10 protein-coding genes are annotated in these 17,077 nt (G+C 62.4%); 1 reads left to right on the plus strand and 9 read right to left on the minus strand.

Annotated features, from left to right (window positions below; all coding sequences use genetic code 11):
* Positions 1–194: 194 nt before the first annotated feature.
* Positions 195–1,376, plus strand: coding sequence for a cation diffusion facilitator family transporter (locus AB5750_RS04395; protein WP_368145458.1), 1,182 nt, complete (start codon positions 195–197; stop codon positions 1,374–1,376).
* A gap of 18 nt (positions 1,377–1,394) precedes the next feature.
* Here the strand turns inward: AB5750_RS04395 and AB5750_RS04400 are convergent, their stop codons facing one another.
* The 9 genes from AB5750_RS04400 to dnaE all read right to left on the minus strand — a co-directional run bounded on the left by AB5750_RS04400 (position 1,395) and on the right by dnaE (position 16,912).
* Positions 1,395–2,384, minus strand: coding sequence for a hypothetical protein (locus AB5750_RS04400; protein ID WP_368145457.1), 990 nt, complete (start codon positions 2,382–2,384; stop codon positions 1,395–1,397).
* A 179-nt stretch (positions 2,385–2,563) separates the two neighbouring features.
* Positions 2,564–4,231 carry a formate--tetrahydrofolate ligase gene (locus tag AB5750_RS04405; protein ID WP_368145456.1) on the minus strand — a complete coding sequence of 556 codons (1,668 nt, stop codon included), beginning with the start codon at positions 4,229–4,231 and terminating at the stop codon, positions 2,564–2,566.
* A 144-nt stretch (positions 4,232–4,375) separates the two neighbouring features.
* A complete protein-coding gene (gene ruvB / locus AB5750_RS04410; protein ID WP_022095140.1) occupies positions 4,376–5,443 on the minus strand; it encodes a Holliday junction branch migration DNA helicase RuvB in 1,068 nt (355 codons plus the stop codon).
* Entirely contained in the window at positions 5,443–6,063 is a 621-nt protein-coding gene (gene ruvA / locus AB5750_RS04415) for a Holliday junction branch migration protein RuvA (protein WP_271736621.1), read from the minus strand. The genes ruvB and ruvA overlap by 1 nt, the downstream gene beginning before the upstream one ends.
* On the minus strand, positions 6,063–6,584 hold the full coding sequence (gene ruvC / locus AB5750_RS04420; RefSeq protein WP_035137351.1) for a crossover junction endodeoxyribonuclease RuvC: 522 nt from the start codon (positions 6,582–6,584) through the stop codon (positions 6,063–6,065). Before ruvC ends, ruvA begins: the two co-directional genes overlap by 1 nt.
* Before the next feature lie 294 nt (positions 6,585–6,878).
* The gene (locus tag AB5750_RS04425) at positions 6,879–8,864 is read right to left on the minus strand and encodes an NAD(+) synthetase (RefSeq protein WP_368145455.1); all 1,986 of its coding nucleotides are present in this window, start codon (positions 8,862–8,864) and stop codon (positions 6,879–6,881) included.
* 117 nt (positions 8,865–8,981) lie between these two features.
* Entirely contained in the window at positions 8,982–9,344 is a 363-nt protein-coding gene (locus AB5750_RS04430; protein ID WP_238022419.1) for a desulfoferrodoxin family protein, read from the minus strand.
* A 165-nt stretch (positions 9,345–9,509) separates the two neighbouring features.
* Positions 9,510–12,974, minus strand: coding sequence for a DEAD/DEAH box helicase (locus AB5750_RS04435; protein WP_368145454.1), 3,465 nt, complete (start codon positions 12,972–12,974; stop codon positions 9,510–9,512).
* 134 nt (positions 12,975–13,108) lie between these two features.
* On the minus strand, positions 13,109–16,912 hold the full coding sequence (gene dnaE / locus AB5750_RS04440; RefSeq protein ID WP_368145453.1) for a DNA polymerase III subunit alpha: 3,804 nt from the start codon (positions 16,910–16,912) through the stop codon (positions 13,109–13,111).
* Positions 16,913–17,077 lie beyond the last annotated feature (165 nt).

The raw sequence follows: 17,077 nt of genomic DNA on the forward strand, positions 1-17,077 counted from the left end.
GCTGTCGACATTAAGTATGTCGAGCAAGCAGGCACATGCCCATACCCATGTGGCCCAAAATGGACCACCCAGGCAGACGAGAAGGCTCGCTCGTTAGCACCAGCAGACTATTGCTGCATTTTCTGAGCATCGGTGCACGGCGCCCCCGCGCGAGCTACACTATCCCCTTAAACATGATTGTGAGGACGACCACTATGCTATTTGTAAATCGGCTGGTACATATGCTTGTTCCCGGCAGCGAAAGCGAGCCGGTCGATACCTCCTGCCGCACCAACGCGGGTTTTGCCGCAAGCCTCATCTGCATCGGCCTCAATATCACGCTGTGCTTGGCCAAGGGCATCGCGGGTCTGCTCGCCGGCTCCGTCTCCCTCATCGCCGACGCTTTCAACAACCTCTCCGATGCCTCGAGCAACATCGTGAGTCTGCTCGGGTTCCGCCTTGCCAGCCGCCCGGCAGACGAAGGCCACCCCTATGGCCACGGTCGCTATGAGTACCTAGCCGGCCTGTTCGTCGCCGTCCTGGTTTGCGCCGTCGGCATCAATCTGATCCTCGAGTCGGTCACTAAGATCATCAAGCCTTCCCCCACTGCATATTCGGTGCTCTCCTTAGCCGCCCTCGTCTTGTCCATGCTCGTTAAGCTCTGGATGACCGCGTTCAACCGCACGCTGGGCGACCGCATCGACTCCGAAACGCTCATCGCCACGGCGCAGGACTCCAAAAACGACGTCATCACCTCGGGCTCGGTCTTGGTGGCGGCGCTTATTTCGCAGACGACCGGCTTTGATCTCGATGGCTGGGCAGGCCTGGGTGTGGGCATCTTCATCTGCATCAGCGGCCTGGGCCTGGTGCGCGACGCCATCAGCCCGTTGCTGGGGCAAGCGCCCGACCCCAAGCTCGTCCAGGCAATCCGCGACAAGATCATGTCCTATCCGCAGGTCTTGGGCACACACGACCTCATGGTGCACGACTACGGCCCCGGTCGTCAGTTTGCCAGCGCCCACGTGGAGATGCCCGGCGAGGGCGACGCGTTTGAGCACCACGAGATTCTGGACACCATCGAGCACGACATCAAGCGCCAAATGGGCATTGGTATCACGCTGCACTGCGACCCCATCGCGACAACCGGCGATGACTTGCGCGGCTGGGTCAAGCGCGGCGTCATGCAGATCGATCCCGCGCTCTCCATCCACGATCTGCACGAGCACGACGGGTTCGTTTCGTTTGACCTGGTGCGTCCCGACGGCTTTGACATATCCGACGAGGAGCTGCTGGAGCTCGTCACGCGCATCGTGCACGAGCGCCGGCCCGATGTCTCATGCGTCGTCACGTTTGATTCGGGCTTCAGCTCGCCCGAGCGTCCGGCCGAGCAGCTGTAGCCCCGCTCCGCTCGTCCGCTAGTTTCCCTGCGCGCCCGAGATGCCGTTTTGCAGGGCGTTCCAGGCATCCGTCGCCATGCCGCCCAAGTTCTGCGCGGTATCGCCCAGGTTCTGAGCGGTGTCGCCCAGCTCTTGCGCCTTGTCTCCCAACTCCTGCGCCTTGTTGCTCAAGTCCTCCAGCGTATTGGAGCTCGAGCTGTCGGTACCGCTTTGGCCGTCGGACGAGTTGCCCGAACTGTTCTTGTGCGTGAGTTGAATTTCGAGGTTGCCGTTGTCGTTATAGTAGGCAGAAGTAACGACCCAGTTGGCATCGACGACGGGCGTTGAGCCATCATCAGTCAGGACCACGGCATTCGAAAGATCGGCGCCGCGCGACTTGAGGATCTTCTTGGCGTTGGACCAGTACTGCCCCGGGATATCACTCAGATCGACGGTGCTAGACGAGGCGGACTCGGTTTGCTCGGCAGTGGTATCGGCCGTTGAACTCCCCCGCTTGTTGAGCATGCCCGACACGATGGCAAACACAACCGACAGCGCAAAGAAGATCGCCAGCACGATGAGGATCTTCTTAATCACGCTCGACGAACGCGACGGCGTCTCTTCCTCGTCCTCGCCATATTGCGGAATCGACTTGGGGTACTCGCGATACGGCTCGCGCGACTCGTAGCGAGGCTGCGCCGTGCGAGGCATATACGTCGTCTGCTGAGGCTGCGGAATGGGATTCTGCGGCAGGTTGTCATAGGGATTCGGCGTCGAGGCAGCATAAGAATCCTGCGGCGCGTAATCAAACGGATCCGGAGCTGCGTTGCCATAGGGGCCTTGCGAAGATGCAGCGTAAGAATCCTGCGCCGTGTCGCCATAGCCCATAACCCGGGTGGGCTCGGCAGAAGGCTGCGTCGCGGCGGGGTCGGCATAACCGGGGTTGGGAACAACGCGGGTCGCATCGGCGCTATCGCCAGCCTGCGCGGAACCGTAGCCGCCCATCACGGTTGTCTTGTCCTGATCCATGCAACGATTCCTTTCCGTCGCGCGTGAGCCTCAAGTTATCCATGCATTCTACCCGCGCAAAAGCCTATGATGGGCAGAGTCCGTCGGTATCTACAAGACATGCGCGGGCCTAAGGATCAAAAAGCCCCGCCGGGCCTTGTGGGCACGGCGGGGCGGACAAGCAGCTATGGACAGCAGACTTAGAACAGGCCGGTGATGTTGCCGTCGTTGTCGACGTCGATGTTCTCGGCCGCGGGCACCTTGGGCAGACCCGGCATGGTCAGAACGCTGCCGGTCAGCGCGACCACAAAGTGGGCACCGGCGGAAACCTTGAGCTCACGCACGGTGATGCGGATGTTCTCGGGAGCGCCCAGGGCCTTGGCGTTGTCGCTAAAGCTGTACTGCGTCTTGGCGACGCACACCGGCAGGTTGCCAAAGCCGTTCTCGCGCAGCTCGGCGAGCTGGCGCTTGGCGGCCGGCGTAAAGTCAACGCCGTCGGCGCGGTAGACCTTGGTGGCAACGGCCTCGAGGGCATCAGCGACATCAGCGCCGTCCTCATAGGCAAACTTGAGCTCGCTCGGCTGCTCAATCAGACGCATGACCTCATCGGCCAGCTCGAGCGCGCCCTCGCCGCCCTTGGCCCAGACCTCGGAAAGCTTAACGTTGACGCCGAGCTTCTGGCACTCGGACTCGATGAGTGCAAGCTCAGCCTCGGTGTCCGTCGGGAAGCGGTTGATGGCGACCACGCAGGGCAGACCATAAACGTTCTGGATGTTGTCGACATGACGCAGCAAGTTGGGCATGCCAGCCTTGAGTGCCTCGAGGTTCTCCTCGTTGAGGTCGGGCTTGGCGACGCCACCGTTGTACTTAAGCGCACGAGCGGTCGCGACGACCACGACGGCGCTGGGGCGAACGCCCGTCATGCGGCACTTGATGTCGAGGAACTTCTCGGCACCCAGATCGGCACCGAAGCCGGCCTCGGTAATGGCAACATCGCCAAAGCGCATCGCCATACGCGTGGCCATAATAGAGTTGCAGCCGTGGGCAATGTTGGCGAAGGGACCGCCGTGGACAAACGCGGGCGTGCCCTCGAGCGTTTGCACCAGGTTGGGCTTAAGCGCGTCCTTAAGCAACGCGGCCATGGCACCCTGGGCCTTGAGGTCGCGGGCACGGACGGGCTCGCCGGCAAAGCTATAGCCGACGACAATCTCACCCAAGCGTTCCTTGAGGTCGTTGATGCTCGTAGACAGGCACAGGATTGCCATGACCTCGGAGGCAACGGTGATGTCGAAGCCGTCCTCGCGCGGCACACCTTGGGCCTTACCGCCAATGCCATCGATAACATGGCGCAGCTGACGGTCGTTCATGTCGACGACGCGCTTCCAAGTGATGCGCTTAACGTCAATACCGAGCTGGTTGCCCTGCTGAATATGGTTATCGAGCATGGCGGCCAGCAGGTTGTTGGCAGCACCGATGGCATGGAAGTCGCCGGTAAAGTGCAGGTTGATGTCCTCCATGGGAATGACCTGGGCCCAACCGCCGCCAGCGGCACCGCCCTTGACGCCAAAGACGGGACCGAGCGAAGGCTCACGCAGGGCCACGGCGCTCTTGATACCGCGACGACGCAGGCCATCGGCCAGACCGATGGTCGTGGTGGTCTTGCCCTCGCCCGCGGGCGTTGGGTTGATAGCGGTCACGAGGACGAGCTTGGCCTGGTGATCAGTCGGCTCGTTGAGCAGTGAATAGTCGACCTTAGCCTTGTCGAAGCCGTACGGAATAAGGTGCTTAACGTCGACGCCGGCGTTCTTGGCCACCTCGGTAATAGGCAGCGGCGTGACAGAACGTGCGATTTCGATGTCAGTAGGCATGGGCGGTCCTTTCGTTACCGAATGAGAAAAAGACCAATTCAGCATAGCACGGGCGCGCAATAGTAAAACGCCCATAACCGATGAACGGCGATATGTTTACCCGATGCCCAGCGATAGTCCAACAGCCCGCCAAAACAAAACGCCCTAAACGGTAGGTTCAATCCCCAGGTGCTCAAAGGTGCGGAGGGTTGCCTGACGGCCCTGCGGCGTACGAATCATCAATCCGCACTGCAGCAAATAGGGCTCATAGACATCCTCGAGCGTGCCCGGGTCCTCGCCCACCGCGCTGGCAAGGGTCGTAAGTCCCACGGCGCGACCGGAGAACGTCTTGGCGAGCGTCTCCAAAATGCGAATATCCATCCAGTCCAGACCGAGCTCGTCGATCTCGAAGAACTCGAGCGCCTGGCGACAGATATCGAGCTCGATGGGGCCGTTGCCGCGCACCTGTGCGTAATCGCGCACGCGCTTGAGCAGACGGTTGGCAAGACGTGGCGTGCCGCGCGAACGCGAGCCGATCTCGAGTGCACTGGGATGGTCGATCGTCACGCCCAGGATAGTCGCCGAGCGCGTCACAATCTGCGCGAGCTCCTCGACCGTGTAGTAATCCAGGCGATATGAAATGCCAAAGCGGTCGCGCAACGGGCCGGTCAACATGCCTGAGCGGGTCGTTGCCGCCACCAGCGTAAACTTGGGGATATCCAGGCGAATCGAGCGCGCCGCCGGACCCTTGCCAATCACGATATCGAGGGCAAAGTCCTCCATCGCGGGGTACAGGACCTCCTCGACCGAACGGTTGAGGCGGTGGATCTCGTCGATAAACAGCACATCGCCCGGCTGCAAGTTAGTAAGGATGGCCGCCAGGTCGCCCGTGCGCGCGATGGCAGGGCCACTCGTGGTCTTGATCTGAGCGCCCAGCTCGTTGGCGATAACGGTGGCCAGCGTGGTCTTGCCCAGGCCCGGAGGACCCGAGAAGATCACGTGGTCGAGCGTCTCGCCACGGCTCTGCGCCGCTTCGATCAACACGCGCAGGCTCTGCTTGATGTGCTCCTGGCCGCAGTAATCGTCCAGGCGCTGAGGGCGCAAAGTGCGGTCGACATCGAGATCCTCGGCCGTCAGCTCCGAGCCCACCATGCGCTCGCCGTGCGCCATGGATGCCGCCGGCGAGTTACCGGGCGTCGCCCACAAGTCCTGAGAGTCATCGGCTTCCCACATCACGCATCCATTCCGAGTCGCTTAAGCGCCGCGCCGAGCAGATCCTCGACACGCATATTCTGCCCATCATACCCGCTCAGGGCAACATCGGTCTCCTGCGGGCTAAAGCCCATGGAAAGGAGCGCCGCACGGGCATCATCGATCACCGAGGGAGCGGCAGCGGGCACGGGCATCGCAACCTGTCCGGGAATCACGTCGACCGGCACAAAGCCCTTATCCTTGGCAAAGGTGCTCTTGAGTTCCAGGATCAGGCGCTGAGCTGTCTTTTTGCCCACACCGGGTACCTTGGCCATGCCCTTGTCGTCCTCGGCCATCACCAGCGAATACAGCTGCCCCACGGTATAGGTGGAAAGCACGGCAAGCGCCAGGCGCGGGCCAACGCCCGAAACGGACACGAGCCGGTCGAACATCATGCGCTCATCCTTTGAGGAAAAACCGAAAAGTGTCATGGCGTCCTCGCGCACCTGCATGCGCGTGTAGAGGCAGACCTCGCCACCGGGCGTCGGCAACGTGGCCGCAGTGCTGCCCGAGATGCCGAGCTCAAAGCCAACGCCCGACACATCGACGACAGCAGAGCTCATCGTGGCCTCGACAAGCGTTCCATGGAGCTGGGAAATCATCAGTATCCGGTTCCTCTCTGTTGATAGAACTCGCCACCGGTGAGGGCGCGGGTGCGGCTGAGGTTTACGTGGCAGATGGCGCAGGCCAGGGCATCGGCGGCATGGTCGGGATGCGGGTCGTGGTCGAGCTGCGTGAGCGTGCGCACCATGTAGGCGACCTGCCGTTTGTCCGCGGCGCCGGTGCCCACAACAGCCTGTTTGATCTGCATGGGCGTGTACTCGCCAATCTCGAGCGCGCATTCCGAAAGCGCCACGAGTGCAGCACCGCGGGCATGAGCCGTAGGGATGGCCGAGCGAACGTTGGCGCCAAAGTAAATGCTCTCGATAGCAGCGGTATCGGGGCGGTAGCGCTCCACGACACCCTTGAGGTCGCGGGCGATATGCGACAGGCGCACCGCGAGCGGACTTCCGGCACTGGTCTCGATGCAGCCATAGGCACGGCAGCGAACCTCGCCACGACGCTCCTCGATAATCCCCCAACCCGTATGAGCCAAACCGGGGTCAATGCCCAAGATAACCAAGCCAACCTCCCCTCGTCTTTTTCAAAGCACAAGGCAAGGCCCCGCGCACTATTCACGAACGTCTGTTCTAGAATAACACAACAGCGACCGTATCTAGCAAGCAAGGTTGAACCATAGGTTGAGCATAAGTCAGCGAGCGAGTCCCTGCCGTGGCAAGGTGTCACGAAAGAGGAGCGCCGCGTACTTCTGTACGCAAGCGACGGTTTGAGCGGCAGATTGCCCGGCAGGGGCTCGCGCAGCGTCGACTCGTTACGCGGTTTGGTAAAACCGCGTAACCTTGGCCCTATCCCAGAGTTAGTTTTGAGAGAAAAAGGGGAACTGCCTTGGATCCACCGGCGGGTGCGGCATCGGTCCGCCCTGGGGCCCACCTTGCGGGCCGCCCTGACCGCCCATCATCTTATCGATGGCGTCCTGAACCTCGCCCTCGAACTTTTTCATTCCCTCGTGCAAACGACGCTGACCGTCCTCGGAGCGCAGCTCCTCCATTTGCTCGGGCGAAATACCCAGTAGCTCGCCCAGCACGCCCATCATCTCGTTTCGCACGCGCTCGCTCGTATCCTCGTCAGCAAAACGGCGCACCTCGGCGCGCGCCAGCGAATCGACCGTCATACGCTCCTTGCCGTTAAGCCCCAGGTCGGACCACGCGAGCATATACGGCCAGGCACGCTCGGCAAACGAACGGGCCGAGACGATCGGCGCCATCGGCAACATGCGGCGGGCAGCCTCACCCTGTCGAACGAGCATCAGCAGCAGCGAGCAAGCCTCAGGCTTGCCAGCGGCCATCGGGATGTCGTCGAAAGCTCGATTGCGGTCCACGTGCGCCTCGAGCGCGCCATCGACCTCACCCGGCTCAAGCCCGCCGAGCAGCTGTGCCGCGCGGTCGAGCATATCGACCGGACCGTCGATCGTCGAGAGCGCTTGCGCCAGCACGCGCTCCATGCAATCCTCCACCGCGTTGAGCGTCACGAGCTCTTGGGGCACCACGGCAGACGTGCGGTTGCGCACACGTGCCACAAACTCAAGCGTCGACAGGTACACATCGCCAAAGGGCGCAAAGTCGCCCTGGTAGCCGCCGCAAAGCGCCGGCGCCGCCAGCGCATACTCGGTTTTGGACAGCGGGCTCAGCGCCATCGCACCCAGCTCGAGCGCCGTGTCCTCCAGCATGAGGCCCAGCGTGCGCGAGCGCAGACGCTCGGCATCGCCCGCCGACACGTCGCGATCGAGCACACGCGCCGCATCCGGTGCATCGCGCTCGACGGTGCGAATGTGCAAACGCTCGGCGATGGCACGGACGGCGGCACAGCGGGCAGCCTCGGCCTCCTCCTGCGCCGGCGTAAAGATACGGTTGCGCCCCAGCACCAGGCCAATTACGTTACGCGAACCCAGAGCGTCAACGGCCAGCGCCGCCAGCAGGGATGACGGCAGGTCACCCTCGAGTGCCACCACAGCACGCGACGCACCGTGGGCCCGAGCGTTGTCGCGCACGGCGAGCACCAGCGCCTGCCACAACCACTCCTCGGAACGGAACTCGGGCAGTTCGTGATCTTCCAGGGCATCGAGCATCACGCCGCGCTGAATCTCCTGAACCAGCAGGCTCTCCTCAAAACACGGCGCCTGGGCCACCACGCGACCGCAGTCGTCGAGCACAAACGAACCGCCGGTATACACCGACTCGTCATAGGCACCGACCGGCGCCATGCAGGCAAACCACACGCTGCGCTTGGATGCGATCTTGCGGTAGGCGCCGCTGCGAACGGCGGCAATGGCGGCAGTCTCGCGGTCGGTCATGTCAAACGCGTTGAATTGGAAATACGCGATGAGGTCGACGCCGGTCGGCAACATCTCGAGCTCGCGGTCCAAGTCAAAAATCACGGCGATGCGCACGCCGTCCACGTCGAACACCGGCGGCGCCCAACGCGTGTCGTTGTTCTCGCCACGCTGCAAGGCAATGCTCGAACGCGCCGGCACCACATGACCGTCCTTGAGCATCATGTAGTCGAGCAGCGGCTGGCCTTCAAACGAAACCGCCGCGGGCACGATGCAGATCATGTCAAGCTCCTGGATACGCTCGGCGACACCAGTCAAGCCGGCAAGCATGTCGTGCTCAAAGTCGGCAGCGCCCACCAGGCCACCGGGCATGGCGCCCATAAAGAGCGGAGCTGGAACGCACAGCACGCGCGCTCCGCGCTCGTGGGCCAGACGAGCCTGGTCCTCGATGCGGCCGCAAATGCCCTCAATATCACCCAGGCGCATATCGATCTGTGCAAGCGCGAGCTTCATGGCCCAGCCCTTTCCGTCGTAAACCATCGAAATCGTAGTAAAAGCGCCGGCCGCATAATGCAGTCGGCGCTTGCATGTGCATATGCTAGCTATGATACCCCGAGCGGGGACGCGCTCCTAGAATGTCGCGGACCACAGCCCGTGCAGGTTGCAGTAGGCATAGACGGTACCGGTCTTGGAGCCGCCCGCGAAAAACGTCGCGGGCTTCATGCCGGGCTGGAGGTAATGGACCTCCAGACGGCCCTCGGCCTCAAGGGCGATCCACTCAATGTAGTGCTCGGGCAGGCTGGGGTGCTCGACCGAGCCAACGCGTGCGCGAATCACGTGACCGTCGCGCTCGGTCTCGACGACGGGCACGTGCTTCTCGTGCGCCGCGTCCTCAGTATTTGCGGTCAGCTCCGTGCAACCGGCAGGGGTCGCAACGCCGTCGCCAAGGGCAGCGATGAGCTTACCGTCGGGGTCCTTAAAGAATTTCGCCATGATGTTCTCCTTTGCTGATGTGCCAATGTTCTTGATGGTTCTTATGCCCAAAGGCAGACAAACCATCCACGGCATTGCAAATGAACACATAACGGATCAGGCAAGCGGTCGGGCCAAAATGCGTCGACCGTCCTGTCCGCTCCAGCAGTCCCACCCCGCGCGCGGCTAGCGACCGTCGCCACCGAGCAGCGCCAGAACATCCTCGCGCGTAAACAGTGCCGACGAGATACCATCGCCGCCGAGCACGCTGTTGACCAGATCGCGCTTGGACTCCTGCATCTGCATAATGCGCTCCTCGATCGTATCCTTGGCGATGAGTTTGTACACGGTCACGGTGTGCTGCTGGCCAATGCGGTGGGCGCGGTCGGTCGCCTGGTCCTGTGCCGCCACGTTCCACCACGGGTCGTAGTGGATGACCACGTCGGCGGCCGTCAAATTGAGACCCACGCCGCCCGCCTTGAGCGAAATCAAGAACACCGGCACCTCGCCCGCCTGGAACTGCGCAACCATCTTGGCGCGGCTCTCCTTAGACGATGCGCCCGTAAGCTTAAGGAAGGCGATATCCTCCTTTGCCAGGCGCTTGCCGATGATATCGAGCATGCCCGTAAACTGGCTGAACAGCAAGATGCGATGACCGCCGTCGAGCGCGCCGTGCACGAGCTCCATGCACGTATCGAGCTTGGCGCTTCCCGCCTTGTAGTCCGCATAGTGCAGATGCGGGTCGCAGCAGATCTGACGCAGCTTGGTGAGCTCGGCAAGCACCTTGAGCTTGTCTTTCTTAAACTCGGATGCCTCGCGGTGCTGCACCTGCTGGGCGATGCGGTCCTGGTTGGCCAGGTAGAGCTTGCGCTGCTCTCCGGTAAGCTGCGCCATCACCGTGTCTTCGATCTTCTCGGGCAGGTCGGTCACCACGTCTTCCTTAACGCGACGCAGCACAAACGGCGACACAAGCGCCTGCAGACGAGCGGCGCTGTCGCCCTCGGCATGCTCGACGGGACTCTCAAAGCGCTTGGCAAATGAGTCGCGCGTACCCAAAAGGCCCGGCATCAAAAAGTCGAAGATGCTCCAGAGCTCGGACAGGCGGTTTTCGATGGGCGTGCCCGTCAGGGCAAAGCGCACGCCGGCCGGCAGGCGCTTGGCGGCGCGGGCCACCTGGGTGAGCGGGTTTTTAATGTACTGGGCCTCGTCGAGTACCACGCGGGCAAAGTCCTGCTCGACGTATTCGTCGATATCGCGGCGCATGAGATCATACGACGTCACGACCACGTTGTGCTCGGCGGCACCGGCAATTTGCACGCGACGCTGGGCCTTGGCGCCCACGATGGCACACACATCAAGCGAGGGGGCAAAGCGCTCCAGCTCGGCAGCCCAGTTGTACACGAGCGACGCGGGGCATACCACGAGCGTGGGCTTGGTATCCCCCGCCTCCACGCGCGCCAGAATGTGCGCGATCATCTGCAGCGTTTTGCCCAGGCCCATATCGTCGGCCAAGATGCCGCCTAGGCCCAGGTGCTCAAGCGAGCCGAGCCACTGGTAGCCGTCGACCTGGTAGCCACGCAGTGTGGCCTTGAGCGAGGCGGGCACCGTAAAGTCCATCTTGCCGAGCGTGTCCAGGCGCTCGACGGTACGGCGGAACGCCGCGTCGCGATCGGCCTCGAGCGCGGGTGTGCGCGCAAGCATGCTATCGACGAACAGGGTGCTCGACGCGGGAAGCGAAACGCCGTCGAGCAGGTCGACAGCATCGACCCCCAAATCCTCGGCAAGGCCAAACGCGGCGCGGGCACCCTCGTCCAGGCGAATGATGTCGCCCGACGTGAGACGCGCAAACGTCTGGTGGCGCTTATATGAATCGAGATAGATGGCAAGATCTGCCGCCGAAAGACCGCTCGCGCCCAGTTCGACATCGAGCAGGTTGCTCTTGACGGTCGCGCGCACCGAGAGCTTGGGCGCAGGGCGAACCGAGACCTGGCGCAGGCGGTCGCTGAGCATGACCTCGCCCAGCTCGGACAGGGCAGACAGGCCCTCGGTCAGCAAGTGGAACAGGTGGGCGTCATCGCGCTCCTCAAACGCCAGGCCACCCTCGTAAAAGTCGAAATACAGGGCCGCCGTGTCCATAACGCGAAACTCTGCTATCTCGTCGCGCGGCGGCACGCCCGGTCGCTGCTCTTCGAAGAGGCTGCCCGGAGCGCCCAGGCTAAAGAGATCTGCCGACCAGTCGCCGTAGGCAACTGTAATCTTGCAGGTCACAAGCCCATCATCGACACCGATTGCCATGGCAAAGCTCGGCTCGGGCGCCACGGTGTCGAGCACGGCGGGAGCGGTGAGGTCGGTGTATTCGCGTAGCACGGGCAGCGCCATGCGGCAGAATTCGCTCACCTGTTCGGCGGCGATATGGACCGGCGCGCGACAGGGCAGCAGACGCGACAGAAACGGTGCGGCATGCTGGGCAAACGCCGCATCGGCGCGGCGCGCGCGGTGCGCGTCGACCAGATAGGCAACGTCGCCCGAGGCAAAGCAGTACATATCGGCGGGCAGGCGCAGGTCGTAGCTGCCACCGGCCGCCGGCGCGATCTTGGCGGCAAGGAGCGGCGGTTGTTTTGCCGAGGCCTCGTCCTCCCCCACCGGCGACAACTCAACCGCTACCTCGTAGGAACGATGCGTCGTCGTTCCCCGCGACCAGGCGGGCTCAAAGGAGATGGTCCGGCCACGCAGCAAGTCCAGCACATATACGATGTCATGCTCGGACAGCGGCAGCTGGCGCTCGGCGACAAAACCGCTGCGTGCAAAATCGTACGACGCCGAACGCGAGCTTGTGATGTCGCTCAGATACACAACCGTTGCCACAACAAGGTCGAGCAGACGCACCGAAACCTCGTCAAAGGCCTCGGGCGTATGGAGGAATGTGAGCTTCTTGCCGTACGAGAACGTGCCGCCGCGCACGTAGGCGGCGGCCATGCCGTCGATGTCCTTGACCACGTAGGACACCGAGCCGCAGCGGATGCGAAGCTCGAGCGCCCAGCTAAAGCGGTCGGCAAACAGCGGATTGTAGTACGGCACCAGCGAGGGCTCCAACACCGCCTTGGGGGCATCGGGGTCGACAGTACCGGCGAGCTTGCGGCGCATGCCCGCCAACTCATCCATGCGCGCGTCCGAAAGATCGGAGAGCGCCTTCATGAGGCTCGGGCTCGTGGGGACGGGCGCCGGGAAGGGAAAGTTAGGGTTGACCGCCGGTGCGGCAGACGCAGGACGCGCGGCTTGCTTAGGCGCCGCCGTAAACGTGCGAACCGGTGTGCGCAGGCCCTCGACGGGCTCGGCGCCGCTTGCGTCCAGATACGCAAGCGCCGTGGCGATGGCGTGCTTGCACATGCCGGGGTAGCGATAGGCAGCGGGGCAATCGCAGTCGTAGTCGATAACCTCGTGCTCGTCCATGTCGAGCGCCACGTGCGTCTTGTACAGGTCGCCGCGCGAGCCGCGCACCGTGCCCTCGATAGTCACATTTTTGGAGAAGCGCGAGCCGGAGTCCTCAAACGACAGCACGGCGCCGTTGAGCATGAGCGAGCGCCCCTTCATAAAGGTACTGCTGAGCGCCGCCTCCTTACGAAGCGCCTGCGCAAACGTCCCCTGTGCCATCACTTCCTCCAATCCACCCACCGGATGATTTTTCTGGGACGGGGATGAAAAAATCATTCCCGTCCCAGAAAAACTGGTCTGCCGCTACACGTCACCCAAAATGATTTTTTAATCCCCGTCCCAGAAAAATCATCTTAGATAACCGTCACGCGGCCTTGATTACCCACGATGGCCTTTGCCTCTGCCAGCAGCGGAATCGAGCGTGCATTGACCTTGGCCGGCACCTCAGCACGCAGCACGCGCCCGTCGACTTGCTCAATAAAGATCTCCACGCGGTCGCCGCCCGGGTTGGTGGTGAGCACCGTGGCCAGGCGCGCCATATTGCCCTGGCTAAAGCGGCTGTTGGGCACCATGACCTCAAAGACCTTGGGCTTGTTTTTCTCCTCGCTAAGCTCCAGCGGCACAATCTCCTGCGCGATGATCTGGTCGCCGCGGTCCGAGCGCTCGAGCTTGCCCTTAATGCGCACAAACGCGTCGGACAGCTGCGCGCCAGTCTCGGGATCGACCTCGCCGTACAGATACCCCTCGGCCTCCTTGTAGGTCTTGGGGAACACCACGACCGTGGCCTCGCCTTCCATGTCCTCGAGCTGCACGATGCCCATGGGGTCGCCGTTTTTGGTCACGCGCTTGGACACGCTCGAGACCATGCCGGCCCACCACAGCGCCTTGCCCTCGGGAATCTCCTGGTTGATGGTGCCGCCCGTAGGATTCTGAACTTCGTAGCCGGTGTCGATCTGCGAGAACGAGAAGTCGCGCGCTTTGCTAAGTGCATACTCAAACGGGCGCAGCGGGTGGTCCGAGACATAGATGCCCAGAACCTCCTTCTCCTGGCTCAGCTTAAGGTGGCGGTCCCACTCCTGGCCGTCCGGATCGGGCACGCTCACCTCAAAGCCCGAGCCCTCAACGTCGCCGAACATATCGAAGAACGACGTCTGGCCGCTCGCGCGATCCTTTTGGCGCTTCACGGCGGCATCGATGATGTTCTCGGGGTTGTTCTTATCCACAAAGTGCATCATCTGGCGACGCGGATACCCCGTGGAGTCGAAGGCGCCTGCCTTGATGAGCGATTCGATCACGCGACGGTTGGCCTGGCTCGAGTCCACGCGCTCGACAAAGTCGTGCAGCGTCTTAAACGGGCCGCCCGCCTCACGCTCGGCGATAATCGCCTGCGCCACGCCAGTGCCCACGCCGCGGATGCCGGCCAGACCAAAGCGCACGCCCTCCTTGGTAGCCGTGAACTCGGTACCGGACTCGTTGACATCTGGCGACAGCACGGGGATGCCGTCGTGGCGGCACGCCGAGACGTAATGAACGATCTTGTCGGTCTTGCCCGTGTAGGACGTCAGAACGGCCGCCATGTACTCGTGCGGATAGTGCGCCTTGAGCCACGCCGTCTGCATAACCAGGATGGCGTAGCCGGCGGAGTGCGACTTGTTAAAGGCGTAAGACGCGAACTCGAGAACATCGTCCCAAATCTTCTGGGCGACCTCGCGCGTGTAGTTGTTCTTGATAGCACCGTTCATCCAGTGGTCGTAGGTGGTCTCGTCCGAGCCATCCTCCCAGTGGAGCACCGTCGACGTGAGCAGCTTGATCTTTTTCTTAGCCACGGGCTTACGGATACGCGAGTCCGATTCGCCCTTGGAGAAGCCGCACATCTCGACGGAGATGAGCATAACCTGCTCCTGGTAGACCATGGTGCCGTAGGTTTCGCCCAGGATGTCGTCCAGGCGGTCGTCGTAGGAGACGGCCGGCTCCTTGCCGTTCATACGGTTGATGTAGGACGAAACCATGCCGGCGCCCAGCGGGCCCGGGCGGTACAGAGCGATCAATGCCACGACGTGCTTGTACTCGGTGGGCTTCATGTTCTTGATCGTGGCCGTCATGCCGGCGGACTCGACCTGGAAGACGCCGGCGGTGTGACCGGAGCCCATGAGCTTAAAGATCTCGGGGTCGTCAAAGGGAATCTCTTCCTCTTTGATGTCGATGCCAAAGTTCTTTTTAATGTTCGCCTTGGCCTTGGAGATAACCGTCAGCGTGCGCAGGCCCAGGAAGTCCATCTTGAGCAGGCCCATGTCGGCAACGGTATGGCCCTCGTACTGGGTAATCTCGACGCCGCCCTTGGTGTCGAGCTTAGTGGGCACGTGCTCGTTGACGGGGTCGCGGCAGATCAGAACGGCGCACGCGTGCACGCCCTCGCCACGGGTGAGGCCCTCGATCGAGAGCGCCGTGTCGATGATGCGGCGAGCGTCGTCGTCCTTTTTATAGGCCTCGGCAAAATCGGGGTTAAACAGATCCTCTTTGCCGGGTTGTTTGTCGAGCACCTGCTTGAGCTTGACCTTGGGATCGCTCGAGACCATCTTGGACAGGCGCTGGCCCGTGTAGACCGGGTAGTCCAGGACGCGCGCGGCATCGTTGATGGCCTGCTTGGCCTTGATGGTCGAGTAGGTGATGACGTGGGTGACCTTCTCGGGGCCGTAGAGCTGGCGAACGTGCTCCACGACCTCGAGGCGCCGCTCATCGTCGAAGTCCATATCGATATCGGGCATCTCGGTACGCTGCGGGGACAGGAACCTCTCGAACATCAGGCCGTTCTCGAGCGGGTCGAACGCGGTGATGTTCATGGCGTAGGCGACGATAGCGCCGGCGGCCGAGCCACGGCCGGGGCCGACGCCGATGCCGTTGTCCTTGGCCCATTGCACGTACTCGGCAACGATCAAGAAGTAGGCGGCAAAGCCCTTGTCGCAGATGACCTTGTATTCGTACTCAAAGCGCTCTTTGATGTTGACGCCACCAATCTCGCGCGTGGCCCAGTCGTCGCCGTAGTGCTGGCGCAGGCCCTTCTCGCACTCGCGGCGGAACTGGCTCTCGTGCGTCTCGCCGGGGTCGAGCAACGGGAAGCGCGGCAGGATGATGGAGTCCCAGTCGAGCTCGACATAGCACTTGTCGGCGATCTCGAGCGTGTTGTCGCAGGCCTCGGGGCAATACGGGAACATCGCCCGCATCTCCTCCTCGGTCTTCATGTAAAACTCCGAGCCGGTCATGCGCATGCGGTTGGGGTCGTCGACCTTGGCGTTCATGCCGATGCACATGATGACATCCTGCACGGGTGCGTCCTCGCGGCGCAGGTAGTGGAAGTCGTTGGTCGCGATGACCTTGACGCCCACCTGTTTGGCGATGTCGATGAGCGTGCGGTCCATCTGCTCGTCGGTCAGGCCGTTGTCGGTGGTAATGCCGTGTTCCTGGATCTCGATGTAGAAGTCACCGGGGTCAAAGGTGTCGCGGAAGGTCTCGGCCCACTTGATGGCGCCCTCCATGTCACCGCGGTCGATGTATTTGGGGATGATGCCCGCGATGCAGGCGCTGGTGCAGATCATGCCCTTGGCGTGGCGGCGCAGGTTGTCGAGCGTCACGCGGGGCTTATAGTAAAAGCCCTGCACGGCGGCCTCAGAGACCGTCTGCATCAGGTTGACGTAGCCTTCCTGGTCCTTGGCCAGGAGGATCATGTGGTAGAGCTCGGGCTTGTGGTCGCGGGCGAGCGTCTCGTCCGGCGTAAAGTAGACCTCGCAGCCAAAGATGGGTTTGATGACCAGGGGCGGCTTGAGCTCGTCGATGTTGCCCTTCTCGTCCCACATGGCCATGTCCTTCACATACTGGGCATGCTCGCGCGGGTTTTCCTCGGGATCGGGCTCCACCAGCTCGTCGCGGCGGTCCTTTTCCAAGAAGGCCTTGTCGTGGCTCCAGGTTTTGTACTCGGGCGTGTTGTGGTTGACGGCGTCGCAGGCCAGCGCCAGGTCGGGCACGCCGTACATGTAGCCGTGGTCGGTGATGGCCACGGCGGGCATGCCCAGCTCAACGGCACGGTTGACCATATCCTGGATACGGGTTGCGCCGTCGAGCATGGAGAAAACAGTGTGATTGTGCAGATGGACGAATGCCATGTGATGAGCTCCGATGCGGGTTCGTGTTCTGACTGAACGATTTTACCGCACGGCACGGACAGCACCCGAACCTAGCCAAACCAACACGGCTCCTCTTGCAGTTGCGGTGAAATGCGGACTGTTTGGCGGCTTTTTTGGCCAAAACAGTCCGTATTCCACCGCAAG

This window comes from Collinsella aerofaciens (assembly GCF_040926185.1).
GTDB classification, from domain to species: domain Bacteria; phylum Actinomycetota; class Coriobacteriia; order Coriobacteriales; family Coriobacteriaceae; genus Collinsella; species Collinsella aerofaciens_BC.

Excerpts from the sequence above, each read along its gene's own strand:
- AB5750_RS04395 (WP_368145458.1), top strand. The coding sequence starts at position 195 with ATGCTATTTGTAAATCGGCTGGTACATATGCTTGTTCCCGGCAGCGAA.
- AB5750_RS04400 (WP_368145457.1), bottom strand. The coding sequence starts at position 2,384 with ATGGATCAGGACAAGACAACCGTGATGGGCGGCTACGGTTCCGCGCAG.
- AB5750_RS04405 (WP_368145456.1), bottom strand. The coding sequence starts at position 4,231 with ATGCCTACTGACATCGAAATCGCACGTTCTGTCACGCCGCTGCCTATT.
- ruvB (WP_022095140.1), bottom strand. The coding sequence starts at position 5,443 with ATGTGGGAAGCCGATGACTCTCAGGACTTGTGGGCGACGCCCGGTAAC.
- ruvA (WP_271736621.1), bottom strand. The coding sequence starts at position 6,063 with ATGATTTCCCAGCTCCATGGAACGCTTGTCGAGGCCACGATGAGCTCT.
- AB5750_RS04425 (WP_368145455.1), bottom strand. The coding sequence starts at position 8,864 with ATGAAGCTCGCGCTTGCACAGATCGATATGCGCCTGGGTGATATTGAG.
- AB5750_RS04430 (WP_238022419.1), bottom strand. The coding sequence starts at position 9,344 with ATGGCGAAATTCTTTAAGGACCCCGACGGTAAGCTCATCGCTGCCCTT.
- AB5750_RS04435 (WP_368145454.1), bottom strand. The coding sequence starts at position 12,974 with ATGGCACAGGGGACGTTTGCGCAGGCGCTTCGTAAGGAGGCGGCGCTC.
- dnaE (WP_368145453.1), bottom strand. The coding sequence starts at position 16,912 with ATGGCATTCGTCCATCTGCACAATCACACTGTTTTCTCCATGCTCGAC.